Origin of the sequence: Rhodococcus sp. 05-2254-2 (assembly GCF_002259095.1) — a bacterium.
Classification (GTDB): Bacteria; Actinomycetota; Actinomycetes; order Mycobacteriales; family Mycobacteriaceae; genus Rhodococcoides.
Window position 1 is genome coordinate 79,183 of record NZ_NOZJ01000004.1, and the last position, 25,012, is coordinate 104,194.

At 64.0% G+C, this 25,012-nt stretch carries 23 protein-coding genes; 10 read left to right on the plus strand and 13 right to left on the minus strand.

Annotated elements, in window-relative coordinates; translation table 11 throughout:
* Positions 1-100 precede the first annotated feature (100 nt).
* On the plus strand, positions 101-508 hold the full coding sequence (locus CH283_RS06445; protein ID WP_094671128.1) for a hypothetical protein: 408 nt from the start codon (positions 101-103) through the stop codon (positions 506-508).
* A 129-nt stretch (positions 509-637) separates the two neighbouring features.
* Here CH283_RS06445 and CH283_RS06450 read toward each other — a convergent pair whose 3' ends face one another.
* Positions 638-1,984, minus strand: a complete 1,347-nt coding sequence (locus tag CH283_RS06450) for a 2-hydroxycarboxylate transporter family protein (RefSeq protein WP_255183109.1) — start codon at positions 1,982-1,984, stop codon at positions 638-640.
* 168 nt (positions 1,985-2,152) lie between these two features.
* Here CH283_RS06450 and CH283_RS06455 point away from each other — a divergent pair, with 168 nt between their 5' ends.
* The 4 genes from CH283_RS06455 to CH283_RS06475 all read left to right on the plus strand — a co-directional run bounded on the left by CH283_RS06455 (position 2,153) and on the right by CH283_RS06475 (position 5,469).
* On the plus strand, positions 2,153-3,397 hold the full coding sequence (locus tag CH283_RS06455) for a CaiB/BaiF CoA transferase family protein (protein ID WP_068049370.1): 1,245 nt from the start codon (positions 2,153-2,155) through the stop codon (positions 3,395-3,397).
* Positions 3,397-4,341, plus strand: coding sequence for a pyruvate carboxyltransferase (locus tag CH283_RS06460; protein ID WP_094640651.1), 945 nt, complete (start codon positions 3,397-3,399; stop codon positions 4,339-4,341). Before CH283_RS06455 ends, CH283_RS06460 begins: the two co-directional genes overlap by 1 nt.
* 28 nt (positions 4,342-4,369) lie before the next feature.
* Positions 4,370-4,990: a GntR family transcriptional regulator gene (locus CH283_RS06465; RefSeq protein WP_094640852.1), complete on the plus strand. Its 621-nt coding sequence runs from the start codon at positions 4,370-4,372 to the stop codon at positions 4,988-4,990.
* Between the two features lie 284 nt (positions 4,991-5,274).
* The gene (locus tag CH283_RS06475) at positions 5,275-5,469 is read left to right on the plus strand and encodes a CGNR zinc finger domain-containing protein (RefSeq protein WP_373557651.1); all 195 of its coding nucleotides are present in this window, start codon (positions 5,275-5,277) and stop codon (positions 5,467-5,469) included.
* Here the strand turns inward: CH283_RS06475 and CH283_RS06480 are convergent, their stop codons facing one another.
* From CH283_RS06480 to CH283_RS06535, 12 genes are all read right to left on the minus strand, one after another.
* Positions 5,470-6,603, minus strand: coding sequence for an FAD-dependent oxidoreductase (locus CH283_RS06480; RefSeq protein WP_094640652.1), 1,134 nt, complete (start codon positions 6,601-6,603; stop codon positions 5,470-5,472).
* 103 nt (positions 6,604-6,706) lie between these two features.
* Positions 6,707-7,369 carry a TetR/AcrR family transcriptional regulator gene (locus CH283_RS06485; RefSeq protein WP_094640653.1) on the minus strand — a complete coding sequence of 221 codons (663 nt, stop codon included), beginning with the start codon at positions 7,367-7,369 and terminating at the stop codon, positions 6,707-6,709.
* Between the two features lie 53 nt (positions 7,370-7,422).
* A complete protein-coding gene (locus CH283_RS06490; protein WP_094640853.1) occupies positions 7,423-8,448 on the minus strand; it encodes a hypothetical protein in 1,026 nt (341 codons plus the stop codon).
* Positions 8,449-8,453: 5 nt separating this feature from the next.
* A complete protein-coding gene (locus CH283_RS06495) occupies positions 8,454-9,569 on the minus strand; it encodes a glycosyltransferase (RefSeq protein ID WP_094640654.1) in 1,116 nt (371 codons plus the stop codon).
* A complete protein-coding gene (locus CH283_RS06500; protein WP_094640854.1) occupies positions 9,566-10,711 on the minus strand; it encodes a polysaccharide biosynthesis C-terminal domain-containing protein in 1,146 nt (381 codons plus the stop codon). The genes CH283_RS06495 and CH283_RS06500 overlap by 4 nt, the downstream gene beginning before the upstream one ends.
* Positions 10,708-11,778, minus strand: coding sequence for a glycosyltransferase (locus CH283_RS06505; protein ID WP_255183110.1), 1,071 nt, complete (start codon positions 11,776-11,778; stop codon positions 10,708-10,710). Before CH283_RS06505 ends, CH283_RS06500 begins: the two co-directional genes overlap by 4 nt.
* Positions 11,778-12,383: an acyltransferase gene (locus tag CH283_RS06510; RefSeq protein WP_094640655.1), complete on the minus strand. Its 606-nt coding sequence runs from the start codon at positions 12,381-12,383 to the stop codon at positions 11,778-11,780. Before CH283_RS06510 ends, CH283_RS06505 begins: the two co-directional genes overlap by 1 nt.
* The gene (locus CH283_RS06515) at positions 12,380-13,354 is read right to left on the minus strand and encodes a GDP-mannose 4,6-dehydratase (RefSeq protein ID WP_176460179.1); all 975 of its coding nucleotides are present in this window, start codon (positions 13,352-13,354) and stop codon (positions 12,380-12,382) included. The genes CH283_RS06510 and CH283_RS06515 overlap by 4 nt, the downstream gene beginning before the upstream one ends.
* A complete protein-coding gene (locus CH283_RS06520) occupies positions 13,351-14,346 on the minus strand; it encodes a GDP-mannose 4,6-dehydratase (protein WP_094640657.1) in 996 nt (331 codons plus the stop codon). The genes CH283_RS06515 and CH283_RS06520 overlap by 4 nt, the downstream gene beginning before the upstream one ends.
* Entirely contained in the window at positions 14,343-15,476 is a 1,134-nt protein-coding gene (locus tag CH283_RS06525; RefSeq protein ID WP_094640658.1) for a glycosyltransferase, read from the minus strand. Before CH283_RS06525 ends, CH283_RS06520 begins: the two co-directional genes overlap by 4 nt.
* Before the next feature lie 433 nt (positions 15,477-15,909).
* Positions 15,910-17,400, minus strand: a complete 1,491-nt coding sequence (locus tag CH283_RS06530) for a cellulase family glycosylhydrolase (RefSeq protein WP_255183111.1) — start codon at positions 17,398-17,400, stop codon at positions 15,910-15,912.
* Positions 17,401-17,541: 141 nt separating this feature from the next.
* A complete protein-coding gene (locus CH283_RS06535; protein WP_255183112.1) occupies positions 17,542-18,963 on the minus strand; it encodes an O-antigen ligase family protein in 1,422 nt (473 codons plus the stop codon).
* Positions 18,964-19,074: 111 nt separating this feature from the next.
* Here CH283_RS06535 and CH283_RS06540 point away from each other — a divergent pair, with 111 nt between their 5' ends.
* Genes CH283_RS06540 through CH283_RS06560 form a run of 5 tightly spaced genes read left to right on the plus strand, consistent with a single transcriptional unit; the run spans position 19,075 to position 25,012 of the window.
* Positions 19,075-20,544, plus strand: coding sequence for a polysaccharide biosynthesis tyrosine autokinase (locus CH283_RS06540; RefSeq protein ID WP_094640660.1), 1,470 nt, complete (start codon positions 19,075-19,077; stop codon positions 20,542-20,544).
* A 5-nt stretch (positions 20,545-20,549) separates the two neighbouring features.
* Positions 20,550-21,794, plus strand: coding sequence for an alpha/beta hydrolase family protein (locus CH283_RS06545; protein ID WP_094640661.1), 1,245 nt, complete (start codon positions 20,550-20,552; stop codon positions 21,792-21,794).
* Positions 21,791-22,492 (plus strand): YveK family protein, encoded by a 702-nt coding sequence (locus CH283_RS06550; protein ID WP_094640662.1) that lies wholly within the window; start codon positions 21,791-21,793, stop codon positions 22,490-22,492. Before CH283_RS06545 ends, CH283_RS06550 begins: the two co-directional genes overlap by 4 nt.
* Positions 22,489-23,733: a lipase family protein gene (locus tag CH283_RS06555; protein WP_094640663.1), complete on the plus strand. Its 1,245-nt coding sequence runs from the start codon at positions 22,489-22,491 to the stop codon at positions 23,731-23,733. Before CH283_RS06550 ends, CH283_RS06555 begins: the two co-directional genes overlap by 4 nt.
* Positions 23,734-23,749: 16 nt before the next feature.
* Entirely contained in the window at positions 23,750-25,012 is a 1,263-nt protein-coding gene (locus CH283_RS06560) for an acyltransferase family protein (protein ID WP_094640664.1), read from the plus strand.

Genomic DNA, 25,012 nt, shown 5'->3' on the forward strand with positions numbered 1-25,012 from the left:
CAGCGTGGAACAAGACCAATTGGACTTGTTCTGGCATTATCAACCCTTACGTGAACCGCTGCCGGCCATGTGCGAAGGACGAGAAAGTAAGGACGTCACCGTGAACAAACTCTCGACGGTGGCACTGCTGATCCTGTTGGGCGCAGCCGGAACGTTCAACGGAGTGTCGCTGACCTCGGACCCCAGCGGGCGGTCACTGGGCTTGAACGTCGGAATGCTCCCGTCGTGGCATACCTGGGACTACCGCATATCCGGGTTGTTCGTGCTGTTCTTCCTCGGGCTGGGACCGTTGATCTGCGTGGCGGCCGTGCTCGTCGACGCCTCCGAAGCAGCGCTGTATGTCGCGTGCGCGGGGCTGGTGACCATCGGGTGGGTGGTGTGGCAGATCGTTGTACTGGACATCGACGCTCCGCGCGCTCAAATTCCCCTCACCGTGTTGGGGGCCGCGTTGATCGTCCTGGCAATCGGCCAATTCCGCACGCGTGCCCGCGATCGCAGCCGGCAATAGCCGAAGGCGAGCCGCTGCACGGGATGCTCCACTCGCGGCCCGGGTCTGAGGGAATCCCCCGAGGTCGTCGAATAGTGGAGCACCAGTTGCTCAGGAGTCGGAACCTGTTCGGCGCTGTCCCGGCACGCGTCACAACACGATGGGCCCCAGAAGCGACAGGGTCAGCACAACCAGACCGCCACCGATGCGTGAGGAGATGGACAGGAAGGGAAGCAGTTCCAGTCGATCGGCGGCACCCAGTACTGCCAGGTCACCGCTCGAGCCGAAGTCGGCCAAACCCAGTCCGCCCGAGATCGCCGATTCGATGAAGTGGAGATGCACCAGCCAACCCACGAATCCAGCAGCGAAGAGGGCGACGAACACGACTGCGATGGTGGAGAACATGTACACCGGGTCGTTGAGCAGGCTGAGCACCTGCTTGAAGTCGATCGCCACGATGCTCACGGCCACCAGAATGGCAGGGATGAAGGCGTTGGCGACGAGTTTGTACCAGATATCGGCACCCTGAACCAGGAAGTCGGGGATGGGCAAGAAGATCTTCGCGATGGCGCACAACACGATCAAGAAGACATAGCTGTGGATCGACGGAACGTAGAAGGACAGGGCGTCGGCGATCATGAACAGCATTCCGGCCGTGAACAATCCGATGATGGAGCTGCGCACGGCATCGGCCGAGGAGATGGCCTTGCCCACCGGCACGATCATTTTCGATTTCTTGACTGCCAGTTCGCCGTTGCCGTTGAAGCGGGGGAACAGGTTCGGCTTGCGCCGCCCGAGCCATGCCAAGCCACCGGCCGCGATGATGCAGACGGTATTGGCCACCACGACGGCGGGCACGAGCATCGACAGGTAGTCGGTCGCGTTGCCGCCGCTGTTCTGTGCGATGACCTCCGAGATCGGAATGGCACCTGCCGCAACGCCTCCGCCCAGTACCGGCCCGACGACGTAGAACAGCATCTTGCCCAGGCCGTATCCGGTGAGCTGCCCGATGAGGCCGAACAGTGCGAAGCACACGGCAATGGTCGCGACGATCGGCACGATGATCCGCGAGCCTGCCTTGATCAGCAGCGAGCGGTCCATACCGAGGATGCTGCCGACGATCAGCGCCGCGACGACGAATTCACCGAATGCGGACAGCGTGTAGAAGTCGTCGATCGCCGTGGCGGTGCGCTCGGGCATCAGGTTGTAGCTGAACAGCACGGCCGGAATCAGGATGGTGAGGATGACGCCGCCACCGATGCGGTTGAACCCGGGGATCGCATTGCCGATCACCATCAGTAGGCCGCCGAGGGCCATCGTGGTGGCGAAGCCCGCCGTCATCCCTTCCGCGGGGGTGAACAGATACGCCAGCACCACGATGACCAAAGCCATCGGGACGAACCAGCGCATCGGTAGGCCGAGGGTCGAGTTCATGTCCGACGAGCGTTCGCCGTCCTCGGTGACGACTTCGGATTCGGTCGGTCGGGCTGACGTCAACGTGTTCTCCTGAATTTTCGGTGCACGACGAGGGGATCGAGCTAGCGCTACGTTATGTGTTGTGGGTCACTGCGTCAACATGATTGTATGCACCTGTTCCCATAAGCCTGGTAGAAATGGCCAGAGCGCGCCTATCGAGTACCAATTGCATGCAATAGAGGAGAAGTTGTGACTGTCGACGACCGAGCCACCAACGAGCCGAGCACCCCTCGTCCGGCGTCCACCGGCCCCCTCCAGGGCCTGCGCGTCATCGAGATGGGTCAGTTGGTCGCCGGGCCGTTCTGTGGGCAGATCCTGGGAGACCTCGGTGCCGAGGTGATCAAACTCGAACAGCCGGGAACCGGAGACCCACTGCGTGAGTGGGGCCGGACGCGTCCTCAGGGTGAATCGCTGTGGTGGTCGGTCGTAGGTCGCAACAAGAAGTCGGTGACGGTGAATCTGCGTACTCCCGAGGGGCAGGGCATCGCCCGAACATTGATCTCCCGGTCCGACATCGTTGTCGAGAACTTCCGCCCGGGAACGTTGGAGCGGTGGGGGCTGGGCTACGACACGCTCGCCGCCGACAATCCAGGCTTGATTCTGGCCCGGGTCTCGGGATTCGGCCAGACCGGCCCGTATTCCTCGCGCGCCGGCTACGGCTCGATCGGTGAGGCGATGGGCGGACTGCGTTACGTCGTCGGCGATCCTTCGACGCCGCCCTCACGCGTCGGAATCTCGATCGGCGATACCTTGGCCGCGGTGTTCGCCGCCATCGGGACGCTCGGCGCGGTGTACGAGCGAACTCGCAGTGGCCGTGGACAAGTGGTGGACTCGGCAATCTACGAGGCCGTCCTTGGCATCATGGAATCGATCGTGCCGGAGTGGGTCATCTCGGGCTATCAGCGTGAACGCAGCGGTGCCATTCTGCCCAATGTTGCGCCCAGCAACGTCTATCCCACCGCCGACGGCGGTTGGGTGTTGATCGCAGCCAATCAGAATACGGTGTTCGCGCGTCTCGCCGAGGCAATGGGGATGCCGGAGTTGGCCACCGACCCGCAGTTCAGCACGCACGGTGCCCGCGGGGAACGGCAGGAACAACTCGACGCGATGGTCGGGAAGTTCACCGTTCAGCACGATGCGCGCGCACTCGAAGAGCTGCTGCTGGCGCATTCGGTTCCTGTCGGCAAGATCTACCGACCCGAGGACATGTTGGGTGACGAGCAGTTCATCGCCCGCAAGAGCATCATCACCACCCCGCATCCCACTCTGGGGGAGGTGCCGATGCAGAACACGTTCCCCCGGCTCAGTCGTACCGACGGATCGGTGCGCTGGCCCGGCCCTGCGCTCAGCGAACACACCGACGAAGTACTCACTGCCGTCGGCGAATTCACGCGCGACGCCATCGATGCCTTCCGCGCCGACGGGATCATCTGATGGTGTTCGACGGTTTGCCCACGAGCGCGAGGTTGGTGGAGGTCGGCCTGCGGGACGGCCTGCAGGCGGTATCGCAGTTCGTCGGTACCGATCACAAACTCGAATTGCTCCACGGCATTCTCGATTCCGGTGTGACCACCGTCGAGATCACGTCCTTCGCGCATCCGAAAGTGTTGCCACAGTTCAGCGATGCCGAGCGAATCATCGAGGAAGCGCCGCGCAGAGACGGGGTTCACTACAAGGCGTTGGTGCCCAATGTTCGCGGTGCACAACGGGCTTGCGAGACGCAGATCGAGGAGATCGTCGCGATCATCCCGGTCGACCGGGACATGGCCGCGAAGAATCAGAATTCGACGCCCGAGCAGTTGCTGCACGATTTCGCCGCGATCGTCGCCCAGGGGCACCTGTCCGGGAAGAAGGTCAGCGCCGCAGTGGCGACCGCGTTCTTCGCGCCCTGCCACGGCGCGATCGACACTGCCCAACTCGACGCGGTGGTCGAGCGAGTGGTCGACGCCGGAGCCGACTCGTTGTATCTGGCGGGTACCAGTGGGGTGGAAACCCCGAACGAGTTCTACGACGGTGTCCGACGCGTCAAGAGCCGTCATCCCACCATCCCGGTGGGGGTGCATCTGCACAACCGCAACGGCTTCGGCACCGTCAACGCGTTGGCGAGCCTGTCCGCGGGAGCCGACTGGATCGAGGCGTCCTTCGGCGGCCTCGGCGGAGACATGTGGTTCCCCGGCGACCCGTCCGTCCTCGGCAACGCGCCGATGGAGGACGTGGTGGCCCTGTTGGATTCGCTTGGAATCGAGACGGGCATCGACCTCGAGACCTACCTGGCGATGGTGCGAACGAGCGAGGGGTACACCGGCACACCGTCGTACTCGTTCGTCTCCCGAGGTGGCACCCGTCAACAGCTCGCTGATGCACAATGGCCCGTGTGAGAACACCCCCGACAACCAGGCACCTACCGTGTCCGAGCTGAGCGACAAGATTCTCGACCTGCTCATCTCCGGGCTCTACAGCCCGGGCGAGAAGCTCAACGAGGCCGAGCTCGCCGGGCGGCTGGGGGTCAGCCGCACTCCGGTGCGCGAAGCGCTCGCCACTCTCGCCACCACGGGTGTGGTCACGATGGAGAAGAACAAGGGAGCCCGGGTCACCGAGTTCACCCGAGACACCGTCGAGGCGATCTATTCGTCCCGCTCGCTGCTGGAGCCGCATGCCGCCAAACTTGCGACGGGGCACTTCTCGGCCGAGGAACTGGCTGACTTGCGTCGCACGGCGCAGCGGATGCAGGACATCGTCGTCGAGGCCGCCGACACGACGGAGATCGCGAGCCTGAACAACGCCTTCCACACGGCGATCCTGTCGAAGTGTCCCAACGCACGAATGGCCGAGATGGCCATCGCTTTGCTCAAACCCCTTGTCGCAGCACGAACCTTTCGGAAGTACTCACCGAAGGAGATCTCACGCAGCGCCGCCCATCACCTCGAGATCGTCGACGCGTTGGAGTACAAGGACGAGGAGTGGGTCGAGGCCATCATGCGCGCGCACATTCGCGCCGGTTGCCACAGCGCGATCGCGGCGGATTGAGCGTCGGATCGCCGGCCGCGCCGGACTCTGGCAACAGTCACCCCGGCCAGGATCACCCCAGCGACCGTGAGGAAGTCGGATTCGGTCAACCCTCTGTCTGCGTCGACCACGTACAACACTGCGCCTTCGATAGGGGCGTTGAAGAACAGCCACAGCACCGAGGCAACGCTCAGTGATATCGCTGCGGGCCACGAAGGCTTGGCCAGACACCATGCTGCTGAGGCGAACACTGCGTTCATCAGAACGAGTGCGTGGAACGGATCGGTAGTCGGCACCGGTACATCATGAACGAATGCGGACAGTCAGGTCCCAGTCTGTTCGGGTCCACGACGAGGATCGGGGTGTCACCGACGTGCAACAGAGTGTTCGTCGATGTCAGTCGCGGCGGCCGACGACGCTATTGCATGCCGGATCTGTGCGGCAACCGAATCAATGTCGCCGATCACCGTCAACGCAGAAATACACTCGGCGACAAGTGATCACACGCCGTTGGTGACGCCGGCGATCAGGTCGATCAGCCCATAGGGGGATTGTTCCCCGAGGCACAGTTCCAGCGTTGCATGTGCCTCGATTGCCACCGCCCCGCTTCGGGTGAACATGGCATCCTCGTAGGCCGACAGGGCTGCGTCTAGGTCGCCGCGGTGATCGGCGATTGCGCGACCGAGTTCGGTACCGTCGAACATCGCCAGATTCGCGCCGTCTCCCGAAGGCGGCATCAGGTGCGCGGCGTCGCCCAGCAGCGTCACTCCCGAGTTGTGTTCCCAGCGGTGGTCGTTGGGCAGCGTGAAGATCCTCCGGGGAACCAGCGCGGTCTCTCCGTCGGTGATCAACGCCGTCAATTCCGGTGCCCACCCATCGAACTCGGCTGCGACCGTTGCTTTGGCGGAAGCCGTATCGGTGAAGTCGATCGCGTCGATCCAATCGGTGCTGCGGTTGAGCTGAACGTACGTGTGCAGGATGCCGCCGACCTCACGGTGCACGGTGAGCCCCTTACCCGGGCTGAGGGCGAACATCGCACCACCTCCGACTGCGCGGGCTGTGGCGGGGTGCCGATCGTCCACGTCGTGGAGGTAGGTTTCGATGAAGACGGTACCCACGTATTCGGGGACGGCGGCGGAGAGCAAGGGTCGGATTCGTGACCATGCGCCGTCGGCACCGACGAGCAATTCGCTGACGGTGGTGGTTCCGTTCTCGAACTCGATTTCGTGTTGCCCATTGCCCAGTGGGCGTACGGAGGTGAGCTTGTGCCCCCACTGAACGGTGTCGGCCGGCAGTGAGTCGAGCAGAATGCGTCGCAGGTCCCCGCGCAGCACCTCCGGTCGACCTCCGGTGCCGTCATCGGGTTCGTCGAACAGAGCCTCGCCGTTCGGGTTCAGTACGCGGGTCGCTTCGCCTCCCTCGTGAATGATGGCGCGGAACTGCGCGGTGAGCCCGGCCGCGGCAAGTGCGACCTGCCCGTCGCGCTCGTGGATGTCGAGCTGTCCGCCCTGTGTGCGAGCGCCGGCCGTGGCATCGGCCTCGTACACCGTGGCGGCGATTCCGTGAACGTGCAGTACGCGTGCCAGGACCAGGCCTCCGAGTCCTGCACCGATGATCGTGATGGATGTACTCATGGATGTCTCCGCCCGTCGTTGGAACACTGTTCCAGGTAAGAATGGAACAGTGTTCCAAAGATGTCAACAGGGGCAGAGACGGGCGTGGTGGATTTGGTTCGGCTCAGCCGCGGCCGATGCCGGCCAGGATTATGTCGAGACCGGCCTGAAACTGCTCTCTGTCGTCGTGGCCAGCGAATTGCGACGCAATCCGGGTGAGGAACGGATAGTCGCCGGTGTCCGTCACCGCTGCGCGTGTGGAGTCGAGGAATGCCGAGCGGTCCGTCACCGTGGCGGCCAGTTGCATGCCGGCATCGCGCTGACTTGCAACCCCGATCGCGTGGAACAGAAGCACTGAAGCGGCGTCGAACTGCGCACTGTGCGGAACTCCGTGTGCGTCGAGCTCGGTGCCGATGCGGTCGAAGAGATGCAAAACGGCAGGCTGCCACTGAGCGGCGGAGAGTTGCGTGGCCACCCATGGTCGCGTGGTGATCAAGTCGAAGACCCTCATCATCAGGCCGCGAACACCAGGTTCTGCCGCACCGTTCTCCGGCGGTGATTCGAGGACCGATGCCATGACGGTTTCGGCCGATGCCGCGAGCAGATCATCCCTGTTTCCGACGTGGTGATACAGCGCTCCGGGGCCTGTCGACAGACGTGCGGCGAGGGTGCGAAACGTCAAAGCGTCGGTGCCACCCTCGTCGAGCGTCTCGATCGCTGCCTGCACGATGCGTTGTTTCGACAGAGCATCGGAACGTCGAGCGGATGCAGGCTTCGTGTTCGTCATGCGCAGATCCTGTCACAACTGGAACGTTGTTCCATGCCTGCACAGGATGACCGTTACGAACCCCGCACCACGTCGAATGCGGGCTTGGCGCTGAAGTCCGAGCGCAGTAGTCCGTAGTTCTGTTCGGAATCGGCGAGGTTGGTGCCCGAGTCACGCAGGGAATGCACGAATATCGGGCCCACGTACGGGAGCGACGACGCCTTGGCCAGGCTCGAGCCGATGATTGCGGCCTGCGCATCCTCGGTGACGGCCATCGGCCCGTTTCCGGTGGGTGCGCCCAGTTCGGTGATCCAGATCTTCTTGCCACCGTCGCCGTTGGCCACCATCGTGCCGTAGGCCTGATCCACCTGTGCCCATTGACCGTTGGGGTCGTTCTCGACGGTGAAGGGGAAGGTGTAGGGGTGCATGGCGACTGCGTCCATGAATCCGCCTGCTCCGGCGGCATACATTTGCTGCAAGAAGGTCACCGGCGCGACGGTCCATGCTCCCAAATCCACCGTTGTCGCCAACCCGGCGCTCAGCACAGTGGCTCCGGCGTCGGTGTTGTGGATTGCGGGATACGCCGCGCGCAGCATGTTCGTGTAGCGGACCGCATCGACGGGGGCGAAGAAGGTCGGGATGTTGGGCTCGTTCCACACCTCGTAGTGGTCGACGCGCTCACCGAGATGTGCTGCGGCCGCACCGGCGAATGCGCCGAAGGCATTGGGATCCAACGGAACTGCACCGGGCAGTGGTGAGGCGATGCCGCCCTGCGCCCATCCCGGGGTTCCGCCCAGCACAGCCAGTACCGAATAGCCCTGTGCTATCGCGGCATTGATCACGCGATCGGTGTTGCCCCAATCGAATACACCCGGCGCCGTCTCGATTGCCGCCCAGTTCACCACCACCCGTACCCACGACGCACCGATATCGCGTCCGGCACCGAGTTCGTTGTTCAGCGTGGCGTCGTCGAGCGTCAGAAACGGTGCGCCACCGGTGAAGCCCAGGTCGGCCGGTGCCGCATGTGCGACGGGTGTGGAGAGGCCGAGAGCGATCGCGGCGGCTGCAGCAACGGCGAGCAGACGGGAGCGGAGGGTCATGGCGATCATCCTAAGGTGCTCGTCAGCGGGGCGCTGATCAGTGCTTCGACGGTGGAATGGGGTACGCGGTCGTTCCAGCGGGCGGTGTTCAGCTCGTAGATTCGCTCTCCGGCTTTGACGGCGGCGGTGCGGTCGAGCAGATAGCGGCGGCATTCGGCGACGAACTCCTCTTTGTCGTCGAACGTCGGCAGCTCGAAGATCGAGTCGAGCGATCCGACGGCCGCCGAGGTCCCGACGACGGGCAGTCCTTTGCTGGCGGCGTCGAGGATCTTGACGCGTACACCGCCGCCGGTGGCGACCGGGGCGATCAGGGCTCGGCACGTACCGAGGAATTCCTGCAGGTCGTCGACGAAGCCGAGATCGCGAACTCCGGCAGGGTAGACGGGATCCTTGGCACCCGGGGCCTTCGCGCCGATGATGCACAGTTCGGCACCGTCGATGCCCGCGGAGATCGCCGGCCAGTATTCAAGTGCGATCTTGAAGGCTTCCTGGTTCGGCGGCCAATCACGAGTCCCCATGAACACCAGGCGTTTCGCGGTCTCGGACAGGTCCAGCTGCGGCGCGGGTTCGAGAGTGAGGTCGATCCATCGGGCGTCGCGGACCCCTTTGCTCCGGTACATCTGTGCCTCGTCGGCATCGTAGGTCCCGACGGCATCTGCCGCACGAGCGACGCGAATCTCGTCCCGCAGGATGCGTGGTGCTTCGAGGCGGCCGATCAGTCCGCGCGTCACCTTCCACACCTGCGACTCGGTGTTGACGGTGTTGATCGCGAACGGCGACCCCAGCTTGGTCGAGCGGAGGAACGATTCCGCCATGTAACTGTGTTCGGCCACATACACATCGGAGGTGGAGGCGTCGATGGCGTCGCGGAAGGCGTCGACGTCGTATCGTCCGTGCACCACCGAGCGCGTCGGTCGGACGGACTTCATCAGCAACCCCACGTCGACTGTCGGCTTGGGGACGCGTACCACGTCGGGGGCCACGTCGGTCTCCTTGGACAGGCAGATCGAACGCACCTCGAACGCCTCACGCGCGAGCTGAATCATCAAGCGAGACAGCGCGATATCGCCGCCGTGCTCGGTGACGGGGTCCTTGGACAGCAGGAAGGTCGCGCGTCTCATTGCGTCACTTCTTCTTTCACTGGAGCCCGGTACAGGGCGCGCATGAACCAGACGAGCAGTACCGCGTCGGTGATCACCGAGGCCACGGCCGCGCCGACGGCACCGAAGGGGAACAGGCACAGGACGAGAACCATCTTCAGCGGTGCCAGCGTCGCTGCTGCCAGCACTCGGGTGCGGTCGCGGTGCTGCAGGTAGAGCACCGTGGTGAACACGTGGTTCATCACTCGCATCACCACGAACAGCGACATCACCACCAGTGCACCCGCGATCTGCGGGGACGCCGGGGTGAAGAAGAGCAGGAGTCCGGCCACCAGGAGCAGTGAGCCGGCGGCGCAGCCGAGAACGGCGGTGTGCTTCAGGGCCGGTCCGGCGCTGACGAGTCCGTCTGCTGCGCGGAGCTTCTCGTGGAAGGTATTGCCGAAGGCCTGGCCGATGAAGGCCACCGCCCAGGCCGTCACTGCTGCGACGGAGTAGTAGCCGGCGATGGTGGAGTCGGTGAGGAAGCCGAGCAGCAGCACGTCGCCCTGGATGTAGACCGCGTTGGCGAGGTTCTCCGAGAACAGCATCGAGATCTCGCGCCAGGATCCGGGGATGCGCGGCGCTGCAACGCGCGTTCGTATCGCGGCCAGCACGGCGATGACGAAATACGGTGCGGCATAGAGCAGGCTGGCAACGGTCAGCGTGGCGTCGGGCACAGCGAAGAGGTAGGCCGTCGCGAGGGCGATGGAGGTGGCTTGGCGGGTGGTGTCCCATCGCTGGGTGAGGTCGGGGCGGCCGTCGCGCAGCGCTCTGCTCTTGTAGGCGTTGAACACCAGCTCGCCGCCGCCGATCACCAGGGCGAACCAGGCGATGTAGTTCACCTGAACCAGGCACAGGCCGCCGACGATGAGTAGGGCACCGACGAGCACGCGAGTGGTGCGCTCGCCCAGGAACTCTCGTTCGCTCACGCGGATCGAGCGCACGGTGAAGGGGTGATCGAGTGGTGCTGCGATGATCGCGGCGAGGGCGAAGGCCATCGCGTACTGGCCGTAGTCGGAGATCCCCAGCTTGGCGATCAGCGCGATGGTCCACAGCAGGCCGATGCCGCGGCCGCCGTAGGTCCACAGGGCAGCGACCCCGGCCTTGAGCAGATTGGCGTTCATTGCGCCGCCCACACGGAGACGAAGTCCTCGACGACGAGCTCTGCGGTGTGGGAGATGCGAAGCGCCTCGACCTCGCGTCGAAGTTTGCCCAGCGCAATGGGATCGGTGATGAGGTCGGCGGTGGCGTCGGCGAGTTCGGCGACACCACCGTCGACCACCAGGGCTCCGCTGTCGGACTCGGCGAGAGCGCCGACCTTCAAGCAGGTCACCGGGGTCTGATACGCGATCGCTCGCGTCACCACCGAGGATGCGGGGAATGCATCTCCGTAGATACTCCGTTTGCCGTAGGGCAGAACGAGTGCGCGGATGGACCCGAAGAAGGCGTCCTCGTCCGGTCCGTTCACCTCGCCGAGGATCTCCACGCCGTCGACGGGGTCGAGCAGTTCGGTTCCCCGTCCGGCGATGCGGATCGCGATGTCGCGGGGGAGACTGTCACGGAGTTGCTGGATCTGATCGAAACCCTTGCCGCGATAGACCAATCCGAAGAGACCGACCGCCAGCGGCCGCTCCTCGGCAGGCTCTATATCAGGGCGCGCGGGAACGAAGAGGGCACTGGCCTTGGCTGTGGCGTCGGGATACACACGCGCGAGGGAGTCGGCACCGGAGCGGGTCAGTGCGAACAGCGTTCGGGTACCGGCTATCCGGCGTTCGAGTGCCCGCCATGCCGACCGAAGTGGATAGTGCAGGCCGTGATTGAGCACCTTCTTGCCCGCGAGAAATTTGGTTCGGGCGGGCCACCAGACCAGTCCGGGCGGGTCGTGCACCGTCGCGGTCACCACCGGGTTACCGGTGAGCCGGGCGGTTGCCCAGAACGGCATCACCGAGCCGCCGCTCAGTTCGCAGTGCACGATGACACGGCCCGGGTCGGCGTCGACGAGTTCTTGAATCGCGTTGCGGTGGCGCAGAATATCGCGCGCCGAATGCGATCCGGGTCCTTCGTGGCGATACTCGATCACCTCGGCGAAGTGTGGCCGAACGGCGTCGGCGAAGTCGTCGGCATAGTCGCCCACGCCGCCCACCCCGGATCGGGGGGCGACGTAGACGAGTCGGCAGTCACGCAGGATCATCAGTAGAACAGCGGCCGATACTTGGGGCGGTAGGCGAGTGCCTCGGGATCGCGCATCGCTCGCACTTTTGCGGGTACACCGGCGACCACTTCGAGTTCGCCGACATCCGCGCGCACCATCGAGCAACCACCGACGACGGCTCCGCGGCCGAGGGTCACGCCACTGAGAAGGGTGCTGCGACTGGCGATCCAGACGTAGTCGCCGATGACGCAGGGTTCGAGGATCGGGGTGAACTCGGGAGAGTTGTGATCGTGGTAGCCGCCGATGATGTGGGTATCGCTGGCGATGACGACGTTGCTGCCGATGGTGATTCCGCCGCGGGCGTCGAGCATGCACCGGAACCCGATGGCGCAGGCGTCACCGATGGTGAGCCCCTCGGGATCGAGGATGGTGGTGCCGCGGAAGATCGAGGTGTCCTTGCCGATCGTGGCACCGAAGGCGCGCAGGAAGTTCTGCCGAATCCAGTGTGACGGAATGTAGGTGACGATCATGTTGAAGCCGAGTGTGCCGATGCGATTGCGCAACTTTCGCTTGAACGTGATGTCCTGCATCTTGTAGTTCGAGACGTCGTAGATCTCGTTCTCGGGCTTCTCCACCGCTGTCATGCTGCAATCTCCTCCGTCATGTCGAACTCGATCATTGCCCGGACCACCTGATCGAAAGTCTTCGTCGGTTCCCAGCCCAGCAGGGTGCGGGCCTTGGAGGCGTCGCCGACCATTCTGGCCGAATCGGTCGGTCTGAGCATCTCGGAATCGCTGCGCACGTAGTCACGCCAATTGTCGATGCCCACCGCCTCGAAGGCGGTGGACACGAAGTCCGCGACGCTGTGGGCCTGTCCGGTGGCGATCACGAAGTCGTCACCCTTGCCGTACTCGGCCATGGCCGCCATCGCGTCCACGTAGTCCGGGGCCCAGCCCCAATCGCGCACCGCCGTGAGGTTTCCCAGTTCGAGCATGGTCTGGTTCCCTCGCGAGATGGCGACCGCGGCCTTGCTGATCTTCCGGGTGACGAAGGATTCCGGCCGCCGCGGTGACTCGTGGTTGTAGAGAATGGCATTGGTGGCCTCGAGCCCGCGTGATCGATAGACATCGACCATGTGGTGACTGAGCGCCTTCGACGCACCGTAGGGCGAGGTGGGTGCGATGCGCGTCGCCTCGCTCTGCAGTGAGACACCGGATCCGGCGAAGATCTCGGCACTCGAAGCGTTGACCATCACGATCCGCTTTCCCGACGCCTCCTGGTGGGTGAAGCAGGCATCGAGCAAGGCTGCTGCGGAGACGCCGTTGACCCTGGTGGTCAGTACCGGGTCGTTCCACGATCGCCAGACCGAGGAGATTCCGGCGAGGTGGAAGACGTAGTCGGGGTCGGTTTCGGTGATCAGTGCCGTGGCGGCTCGGTGGTCGCTCAGGTTGGTCTCGTGCTGAACGACGTGTGGGTTCACCGAGTGGTGGGTCCCGCCAGGCTTGGCAACGCCGTGCACTGCCCAGCCGCGGCCGAGTAGAAGTTCGGCGAGGTAGCTGCCGTCCTGGCCCGCCACTCCGGTGATCAGAGCGGTGGGGTGGGGCCCGGTGTTCACGCGATCTTGACGGTGTCGGGGGACTGTTCGGCGAGGTCGTTGTGCACCATCATCGTCACCAGTTCGGGGAAGGCGACCTTGGGCTTCCAGCCAAGAGCAGCATGTGCTTTCGACGAATCGCCGACGAGCAGGTCGACTTCGGCGGGCCGCAGGAAGCGCGGGTCGATCTTGACGTAGGGCTCCCAGTCGTCGATGTCGACGGCGGCGAATGCGTGGTCGAGGAGTTCGCGAATCGAGTGGGTCTCACCGGTGGAGATGACGTAGTCGTCGGCCTGGTCCTGCTGCAGCATCAAGTACATGGCCTCGACGTAGTCGCCGGCGAATCCCCAGTCGCGCTTGGCGTCGAGGTTGCCCAGCGAGATCTCGCTCTGCAGCCCGAGGGCGATGCGTGCGACGGCCTGGGAGACCTTTCGCGTCACGAATTCCGGTCCACGGCGCGGCGATTCGTGGTTGAAGAGAATTCCGGAGCTGGCGTGCATGTCGTAGGACTCGCGGTAGTTGATGGTCATGTAGTGGCCGTAGACCTTGGCGACGCCGTAGGGCGAGCGTGGCCACAGCAGTGTTTCCTCACGCTGGGGCACCTGCTGCACCTTGCCGAACATCTCGGAGCTGGAGGCTTGGTAGAAGCGAACCTGCTTGCCCGCCACCTGCTCGTACAACCGGGTGGATTCGAGCATGTTCAGCACTCCGCCGCCGGTGACGTCGGTGGTGAGGCGGGCGTTCTCCCAGGAGTACGCCACGAAGGAGACGGCTCCGAGGTTGTAGACCTCGTCGGGATCGGCCACGGCGAATGCGCGCATCAGCGCCGACAGGTCGAGTAGGTCCCCGTGCAGAATCTCGACCTGAGGTAGTACTCGCTCCAGCATCAGGGCTTTCGGATTGTTCTGTCCGCGAAGCAGACCGAACACCTTGTACCCCTTGCTCAGCAGCAACTCTGCGAGATAGAGGCCGTCCTGTCCGGTGATGCCGGTGATCAAAGCGCGCTTGTTCATCGCGACGCCGTCCTCTCGATTCGTTCTGCATTGATCTCGGATACTGCGGAAATGAGTTCGGCGGCAAAGCGTTCTTCACTGAACTGCTCCACGTGTGCCTGAATCTTCAGTGGTTCCCAGGCCGTCCGTTCGAGAGCGGTGACCGCGTCGCGAATCGAATCCGGTTGTGGCTGATCGAAGTACACCCCTGTGATGCCTTCCTCGACCGTGTCGAGGAAGCCGCCCCAGCGGAGCACGGCGCTGGGCTTGCCGTGGTAACCCGCTTCGATGGGGGTCAATCCGTAATCTTCATAGCTTGCGGCGATCAAACCGTTACAGCCTCGATAGAGCCAGGTCATCTGTCCCGAAGTCAGATCACTGAGCATGAGAACGTTGTCGGACTTGAGCTTTCGCAACCGGTCGGCCTCGGGACCGCGGCCGACGACGATCAACTTGCGGTCGGTTCCGGCGAACGCGGCCATCACCTTGTCGACATTCTTGTACGGCAGCAGCCTGGAGATGCAGAGGTAGTAGCCGCCGCCGTCGAGCCAGCTCACTGCCTCTGACACGGCCTCCGCGGGGGCGGCCTCGACCGTGAACGGAGCCGGCACCACCGTGGATCGGATGCCGTAGGCGTCGGTGATGCGCTGCTGTATCACGGTGGAGATGGCGAGGTAGCGATCCGCCGACAGTGCGGCTCGCCGGTCCCACTGGCGTAGCGGCCACGAGAGAGCCTTGAGCGCAACACGTTTGGTCGGGCTGCGGCTTTCACCCAGATACATCTGCGATTCGTACAGCCAACGCGCAGGTGAATAGCAGTAGACGAGCTTGCGGCCGGAGGTGTGAAAACCGTGTGCCCAGCCGCTGGTGCTGGTGAGGACCACATCGGCGTCGATCTCGATGGACGAGGAGGCGAAGGGCAGCAGCGGAAGTGCGGCCCGGTGATTCTTGCGCAGGAAACCGATCCGGTTCAACGTCGACGGGCGCACGTCGAGTTCGGAGAACTCGGGGAACGTCGTCGACGGTTCGAAGAGCGTCGTGTAGATGGGCGCCTCGGGAAAGGCGCGGGCCATGGCGAGGACGACCTTCTCGGCTCCGCCGCGTTGGGTGAGGTAGTCGTGCGCGATCGCGACGCGGAGGCCGTCGGTCATGCTGCCACCTGAATACCGATGGCCGAACTTGAATGTGACACAACACTATCCGTCTTCATGAGCTACCCATCGTGTCGGTCCGTACTCGAGTGGAGCTGGAGATGTCCCGAACGCCGAATGACGCTCTGTCGTGCGACGGTGCACAACAAGAGCGTCGAGTTTCAGGCGTCCCCCCGACGAGACGTGCGAACACTGGACATAATCCTGCCACGAAGAGTCATTCGTTCGCGCTATATGAATATCCGTTTACGGGGGAAATAGATAGCGTTAAGTGAGGTGGTTCACAACGCGAAATTAATTGATCGGTGAACCGAAACCGCGCCTTTGCGCAGAGTTAACGTGGCCGCAATGAATGCACCGAGAAATGGGCGCGTCGAACCCAATCAAAAGGGGCGTGCGGTTTGCGAATCAACGATCGGTCGATCGAATTTATTCAGCGGGTGACGGTCGCTCCAACGTACGGTGTCCAGGTGATCGCGCCGTACTGGAACGTCACCCGTACGCCGCCGCCGTACTGCGGCATCTCGTCGCTCGTTGCGGGCCCCAGGGTGGGATCCCAGGCGCTGTAGATGCCCCCACCGATGTTGTGGGTACCGCCGATGGCGGTCGAGAACACACGGAGGCCGAAGGGGCTGTCGAAATCCTGGTAGGTGCCGTTGAACGGCGTCGTCGGGAGAAATCCGGTGGCCCGGATCGATTCGGCCACAGCGCGAGGAACGGCGACGAAGCCGTTGGGCATCTCGTAGAGAACCGCATCCTGGCGGTACTGCGCCCACGTATCGCGCACGGGGAACACCGGGCCCAGTACCGCTCCCGAGTTGTTGGGAGCGGCAGCGAATCGGTTGTACTCGGCCGTGCGTGGGATTCCCTGCTGCAGCAGTCCCATCAGGCCCCACAGGGCCGGTTTGGCACCCCAGTTGCTCTCGAGCAGGCCGAACGTGTCTTCCGGGTCGTTGCTGCCGGTTGCCTTGTCTCGCAGCGTGTACAGGAAGATCGGCCCGGTGTACGGCAGCTCGCGCCACTTCTGGATGAAGTCGGTGATCATCGCGTTCTGCTGATCTCCCGACACCGCGGAGGTGGGAACGCCGTACTCGGTGGCCCAGATCTTCTTGCTGCCGTCGCCGTTGGCGACCATGGCCGCGCGCATGTCCATGACCTGCCGGGCCGGTGAATGTTCGACGTACGGGCCTTCGGAGAACTTCAACGAGTACTGATACGGGTGGTAGGAGAGGGCGTCGAAACTACCTGCCGCACCTGCGGCGTACATCTGATTGGTGAAGTCGACGGGGTTGACGATGCCCCATCCCTGTTCGGCTGCGCCGAGGACTCCGCCGACGACGGTTGCGGCCGAGTCGGCTGCCTTGATCTTGGGGTACGCGGCTTTGAGCAGGGCGGTGTAGCCGGCCGCGTCGGGCTGCGGACCGTAGAACATCGACCCGTTGGGCTCGTTCCAGATCTCGTAGTCGGCCACTTTGCCCTTGTAGCGGGCGGCGACCTTACCGGCGAAATCACCGAACGCGGCAGGCGATGCCGGGCGGGTGTTGATGGGTTGATTCACCGGGGAGGTCGCCCACGGCGGGGTGTACGCGATGATGCCCAGCATCGAGATGTTCGCTGCTCGAACCTTGTTGACAACGCGATCGACGGCCGTCCAGTTCAGCTGATTCTGGGTGTACTCGACGGTGGACCACGGAATGGCGATGCGCATCGACGTGACGCCCATGCTCGTCATGAATTGCACGGTGGTGTCCAACTCCGCGTCGGAGGCCCACAGCAATCCGCCGCCGTCGGAAATGCCGACGCCGGGTGGGTTGGGGGCTGCTTCGGCGCGGGACGGGCCGACGACGTGGTCGGGTGAAGTGATGACGGACGTGACTCCGAAAGCGAGCCCGGCAGCGACGATCAGAACGGTTGTCGCTGACAATACTGTGCGAAAGCCACCGCGAAAGTGAACCATCTTAAATTCTCTCCACCAGGGGGTCCGTACCAACATTCGACGGGCCGGTGCGGGAATCATTGCACCTCGAGCACGCTTTTGTGCAAATCACAAAAAGCGGACCGATAATTATGAAACTGCTGGTCGAGTACCTCCGGCCGAAAGCAAGTTTTTCGTTTTCGTACTCTCGATGTTGTCGCCGTCGGGCTTGGTTTCCGTCGCTTTTTCCCACGCGTAGACGACGAATGCGAGCATCACGGAAAATGCCGTCGTCGTGGAAGGATTGCTGACGACGGGGAAGTCGAGTTGCAGCGCGACCACTGAGAAGCCGATGAATGTGCCGCCGTAGAAGCCCAGTTCCCAGCGTCCCGATCGCAGCATTCGGTAGCCCACAACGGCACCGGCAACGAGAATTGCGGTGAAGGCGAGGCCGGTGAATATCCCGCCGCGGTAGACGGTGAGCAGCGGCGAGTTGGCGACGAAGTTCACCTCGAATGCAGTCGCCGGATCGACGAATTCCGGCCGTCCCCAACCGAGGCCGAACAGCCAATGGCCTTGCATGTGGCCGGGGAATTCGGCGAGGGCATCGCCGCGTGCGCTCGAGCCTGCGTCTTCGTTGCCGAAGGACGAGAAGACGCGGCTGCGCACACTGGGTACTGCGAGCGCTCCGATGAAGGCCGCGACGAATGCGCCGACGATGGCCAGGCGTTCCCTGGTCCGCAGTTGTTGGAACGCGAACATCAGTACTACGCCGAACACCACCGAGAACAGAGCCGCTCGCGACAGCGTCAGCACGATCGACAGGAACAGCAGGGCTGCGAGGGCGGTACGCAGGTAGCCGCGCAGCAACAGGATGCACAGCATCAGCGCGAGGACGAAGCCGATTCCGGCGGCGTTGGGGTCGATGTACGTCCCTGCCAGGCGAACCGAGGTAGCTCCGGTGGGGCTGTAGACGAACCGCGTGCTCTCCTCCTCGGTGCCGTATCCGAGAATCGAGAGGTAGCGAATGAGTTTGCCTGCGGGATCACCGACGAAGATCAGCAATGCGAAAGCGGCGGCCCCGGATGCCGCGTAGACGTAGATCCGGCCGAACATCGCCATTTCGTCCCGCGGCATTCGCAACAGGCACACCACCACGAGCGTCGAGATCAGCCATTTACCGAATTCGAAGAAATCGCCGAGTCCGGTTGCCATGACGACGACCGACAGTGCGGACAGGACGATCAGCGTTATGACGGTCGTTTCGGGCCATGTGATGCGGCTCACTGCTGTGCGGTGAATCACAGTGGCGAAGATCGTCGCGAGGGCGAACGTGAAGACCAACGGCACGGGTGTGCCGGGAACGTAACCGAAGGGGAGGGCGCCCAGCGAAAAGGCAAGAGCGCGAGTCAGATACAGCGGATGACGTAGGCCTATGTACGCTCCCACTGCAAGTGCGACGAGAGCGAATGCACCCAATTTCGCCGGAGTTCCGCCGACGATCATCGCGAATGTAACGAGTACGGGGATTGCCACGATGGCGACCCATCCGACCCGCTGCGTGATGCTCATGGGTTCTGATGTTGTCACGCTTTCATGTACTCGCAACATCTACGCCGTGCCGAATCCTTCGCTGCGCTTTATTGTTTCCCCTTGACCGACGGTTATTCGATAGGAGCACTCGTGGAGATTCGAGAGTATTGGCGGATCCTTCGAGCGGGTTGGTGGATCGTCGCGCTGGCGACGGTCATCGGCGTCGCCGGGGGTTTTGCCTACACGTTCTTCACGACGCCTCAGTACCAAGCGTGTGCCCGTCTGTTCGTCACCACCGAAGGTGGCAGTTCGGTCGGTGAGGCATACCAGAACAATCTGTTCTCGCAGGAACGCGTGTCCTCGTACGCCGGGTTGGCCACCAGTACCCAAGTTGCGCAGCGAGCCGTCGATCAGTTGCAGCTGCAGCAGTCCGCGGCGGAACTGCGGTCCAGGATCACCGCGACGCCGATCGAGAAGACGGTGTTGCTCGATCTGTGTGCCACCGACGCCGATCCCGCGGTCGCCCAGGCGTTGACCAACGCGGTCGCCGGCCAGCTGACGCAGGTGGTGCAGGAACTCGAAACCTCCCAGCGCGGCGGAAACCCCGCGGCCGGTGCCACCATCGTCGATCAGGGTGACGTTCCGACGGCACCGATCGGCATGGGTCTGGTGACGGCTCTTGTTCTCGGCGGCGCTGTCGGCTTCGTGGTCGGCCTCGCCCTCGCGTTGCTCCGTGGTCTGATGGATCGCTCGATTCGCGATCGTCCACGCGCCGAGGACGTCTCGGGCCGCGTCGTGCTCGGTGGCCTCCCGGTGGATGCGACGCGTCCCACGGTGCCGGTGGCGTCGATGGCGACGATGGGCGAGCCACTGCGCGTCCTGCGCACCAACATTCGCTTCCTCGGCGGTGGATCGCCGCCACGCATCATCACCATCACGAGCGCTGCGTCGGGTGAAGGTCGTACCAGTACCGCCATCGATCTCGCCGCCGTTCTGGCCGAGGCCGGGCATTCCGTGCTGCTCGTCGGTGGCGACCTGCGTAGCTCGGCCCTGGGCACCCGCTTGGGTATCGACCAGTACAGCGGCCTGTCCACCGTTCTCTCCGGTGAGCACAGCGTGGAGGATGCCATCCAGGATGACGTGTTCGACGGTGTGTCGGTGCTTCCTGCAGGGCCGGTGCCGCCGAACCCGAGTGAGTTGCTCGGATCGGACCGCACTCAGGAACTGCTGACGGCGCTGCGCGGTGACTACCGCTACGTCATCGTCGACACCCCGCCTCTGCTCGATGTCACCGACGGCGCAATCCTCACTGCATTGTCCGACGGCACAGTGCTTCTCGCCCGCACCGGCCGCACCACACGCGACAAGTTGCGGCGTGCGATCAAGGCGCTCGACGGCGTCGGCGGCACCGTGCTGGGCGTGGTGACCACCTTCGAACCCGCGGCCCGACGCCTCCGCGGTGGCAGTTCCGCGGCAAGCGAGGGTTCCAGTGAAACAACCGCTGCTGCAGACACTTCCACTGTGCCGACCACGCACGCCCCGTCCGGACCCGCCCACGCCGCGGTCCGGCCGAGGCCGGCGAACAACGACTCTGCGACGTCCTCGGCGAGCAGAGGATAGCTTCGATGTCAGGGAGGTGGACGGTCCGAGTCGGTGCCGTGCTGTGTGCAGCAGGGGTGTCGATCTCCTGCTCTCAGCAGGCTCCGATCGTGCTGCCGCCCGGTGCGCAGACCGCTCCCGTCACGGCCGCTCCGGCGACGTCGGAGCCGCTGCCACCGTCCGATTTCGGTGGTACCGGGCCGGGTTCGTTGATCTCGGCCGAGCCGATCGAGGACATCGCAGCAGACATCACCGAGTTGGGTGCCACCGCGACGCGGGTGGTGTACCGATCGACGTCGGGTGTCACCGGGGAGCCGACGGAAGTCTCGGGCACCGTGGTGATCCCGGGTGGCACTGCGCCCGAGGGTGGTTGGCCGGTGGTGTCCTACGGGCACGGTACGACGGGTGTGCTCGAGGCGTGTGGGCCGTCGAGGTACGCCAACCTGCTCGGTAGTGCCCCCATCGTGGCGGCACTGGTGCTCAACGGTTTCGCCGTGGCCATGACCGACTATCAGGGGCTCGGGCTCGGTGGGTCGTATCACCCGTACCTGGACTCGAAGACGTTCGGCTACAACATGATCGACGCGGTCCGTGCAGCCAGGAACTTCGTGCCCACTCTCAGTTCGCGGTGGGCCGCCTACGGGGTCTCGCTCGGCGGCATGGCAGCCTGGGCGGCCAGCGACCGCAACGCCGAGTACGGGGGCGGGCTCGAGCTGGTGGGTACCGCGGCGATGGTGCCGGTCTCGGACATGTCCGGCTTGGCCGATGCGGCCGCGAATCAGACTCTGACGCGGGCCCAGTACCCGCTGCTGATGTACGCCTTGCACACTCTGGCGATCAGCCATCCCGAGATGAACCTCGACGATTACCGATCCGGGTTGGCGCGGGAGCGGTGGAACGACTTCATGGAATGCGTGCCGCCGAAGTCCGACGACGTGCCGGGGCTGTTGGCAGGTCTGCAGGCTGCAGACCTGACGCCCGTCAGTGTCGAGGCGACCGATCGCCTGCGCGGCTACCTGGCGGATATGGCTCTGCCGCAGCAGCGTTCGACGACACCTCTGTTGGTGATGTACGGCAGCGAGGACGATCTGATTCTCGAACCGTGGACCGAGAAGGCGTTGCAGCGCGCATGCGCGTCGGGTGACCTCGTCGAGTACGAGCTTCATCAGGGCGAGGGGCACGGAAATCTGGACAGCAGTCGGTCGGTTCCGTGGGTCAAGGGCATGTTCGCCGGCCAGCGCCCGGTGAACACGTGCGAGCTGAATCGATGATTGCCCCCACGGGTGTGCCGACCCTCAAGGACTACGGCCGTATTCTGTTGTCCGGCTGGGCATTGATTCTGGCCGCCGCGATACTGTCGGCGGGTGCTGGCTGGTTGGCGACGCAGTTGGTCGAGCCGACGTACACCGCAGCGTCTCGGGTGTTCGTCACCGCTCCCGGTCCCACCTCGCCCAAGAATTCGCTCGACGGCAATCGCGGGTCGCTGGTTCGCGTCGAGACATATGTTCAGTTGGCCACCGGCGAACAGGTACTACGACGCGTCATCGCCTCGCAGGGGTTGCCGCTCGAACCGGAGGCGCTGAAGAACGACATCACGGTGGTGCCCACTCCGGGCTCGGCGTTGATCGAGATCTCGGTGGTCAATTCCGACGCCGAGCAGGCACGTGACATTGCCAATGAGGTTGCGGTGCAGCTCATCAAGCTCGTCGGTGAGATCGACCTGGGTGCCAATGGAGCGGTGTCGGAGGTGACGCTCGTCGACGCGGCCACCACTCCTGATCAGGTCACCACACCGACGCCGATGAGCAACATGATTCTGGGGGGAGTGATGGGCACGATCCTGAGCAGTGTGCTGGTTCTGGCATTCGGAATTGCACGCGACTCGATCGACCATCGCGATCAAGTGGAGAACATCGTGAAGCAGGCGACCGCTGCCCAGCGGACGCCTGCTGCAGAGGGGGGCCGATGACACTGTCGAGAACGAGCCGAGCAAGACGAGCGAGCGGTGCCTGCGCACTGGCCTTGATCCTGGTGACGTCGGGATGTTCCTCCGACGAACCTCCCTCCGATCCGTACTCGGTATCGGAGTCCGCTGCGTTCGGTGCGACGCTGGACGCCGATTACGGTGAGGCGGGCCCCGGTTCGCTCGAGAGTGCGCAGCAACTCCTGACCATCGATCGTCGGGTCAGTGCGGTGTCCTCGGTGGCCGCGCGGGTGGTCTACTCGTCCACCTCCGGCGTCGACGGTTCACCGCAGCGCGTCTCGGGCACGATCTTCGCGCCGGAAGGCACACCGCCCGAGGGTGGTTGGCCGATAATCGCGTACGGCCACGGCACCACCGGCGTGCTCGAGGACTGTGCACCGTCGACGGATCCCGAGCTGCTCGGCAGCTCGCAGATCGTCGCAGCGCTGGTGCGCGCCGGGAACGTCGTCACGGTGTCGGACTATCAGGGACTGGGCCTGGAGGGCTCTTATCATCCCTATCTCGACGCTCGTACCGTCGGCAACAACCTCATCGATTCGGTGCGTGCCGCCCGCAAGCTGATACCCGAGGCGTCCACCAAGTGGGCGGCGTTCGGCGGGTCTCAGGGCGGTCAAGCATCCTGGGCTGCAAACGAACTCGCGGGCAGCTACGGCGAGGGCCTCGACCTGGTCGGCTCGGTCAGTTTGGTACCGGCCGCCGATATGGTCGGTCTCGCGGAGGCCGCCGCGAACGGCACCCTCACCGACGATCAGAAGCCGCTGCTGCAGTGGGTTCTGGTGGGCCTGGCCCAGTCGCATCCCGAGCTGGACCTCGACGACTATCGCAGGGGCATCGTCGCCGAGAAGTGGGACGAGCTCTCGGCGTGCGGCGGCGTTCTCGCTGCCGACCGCACGTCGTTGGCGGCGCAGATCAGCGACGACGATCTGCGTCCGGCAACCCCCGAGGCGACGGAGAAGCTCGCGGAGTACCTGCGCGAGATGAGCTTGCCGATGTCTCCGGCCGCCGCACCGATGCTGGTTCTCTACGGCGGCAAGGACACCTTGATCTCGCAGGCGTGGACCGAGACCGCCATCGCGGCCGGCTGCGCCGCCGGGGACACGATTCAATCTGTACTCCAACCGAATTCCGGTCACGCAGACATCGACGGTGCTGCTGCGTTCGGATGGCTCGAAGACCGGTTCGCCGGCACCGAGGCCATCAGCTTCTGCCCGCCTCCTGCGCCATGACCTCCAGAAGGTACCCATGACCGCCACTCCCGACAGCACCGCGACCGCCGCAACCGCGGTCGCCGATACCGGTACCAAGCGCCCTGCCCGCCTCGTCGGGCTCGACGGCCCTCGCGGATTCGCCTGCCTGTGCGTGCTCGCCGTGCACGTCGGCGGTCACTACTCGCCGCAGACCGTCCTGACCTACAAGCTCGGGGTACTCGGGCAGGGGTTGATCTTCTTCTTCGCGCTCTCGGGTTTCCTGATCTTCCTCCCGATGGTACGAAAGCTGTTCGCCGGCAAACCGATGCCGAACAACGTCAGCTACGCGATGCACCGGCTGCTGCGAGTGTTTCCGGCGTACCTGTTCATCTTCTTGTTCGCCAACTACGTGATGCGTGCGGTGTTCGTGGAGAACGCTGCGGTGGCCGAACAGCATTTCATCGACAACGGCCTGGGCATCCTCACCGATCCGCTCACGCTGGTGGCCAATCTGACGTTGGTGCACACCTACATTCCGAGCATGATCCAGACCGGCATCAACCCCTCGTGGTCGCTGTCGCTGGAGTTCGCGTTCTACATCGCACTGCCGCTGCTGACGAGCATCGCGTTCTTCCTGCGCAAGCGCACGTCAATCTCGGCACCGGTACTGGCGTTGATTCCGGTGGTGATCATGTTCGTCATCGGGATCACCGGAAAGCTCTACACCGCCTCGCGCGTGGGGCCGTCGGGCATCACCGATCCGAAACTGCTGGAATGGGGACCCAACGAGATCGCGGTGCTCAGCCGCAGCTTCTGGTCGTTGGCAGACAATTTCACCTACGGGATGCTGGCGGCGGTCGTGTTCGTCGCGATCGACAACGGAATGTTCAAGGGCACCATGGTCACCCGCATGCGGTGGTGGACGGGAATCGCAATGATTCCGACGGCGGTGATCTCACTGATGCTGATCGACGACAACTCGCGTTGGCAGACATCCACCGTGTCCTTCGGATCGGCACTGCTCATTCTGTTCATCATCGTGCCGCTGGCACGCGGTGAGCGGTCGAAGCTCGCCGAACGGGCCGATTGGGCACCGCTGAGCTACGTGGGCATGATCTCGCTCAGCGTCTACCTGTGGCACTTTCCCATCCTGATCATGCTGGGGCGCTTCGGATGGATGGCAGGCGACAGCCCGTTGGGGCTACTGCGGAACTTCGTGTTGGTGAGCGCGGTGAGCATCGCGTTCGGGGCGGTGACGTACCGCTTCATCGAGAAGCCGTCGTTGACGTACGCGCGTAGATTCAAGGCGAGCAAATAG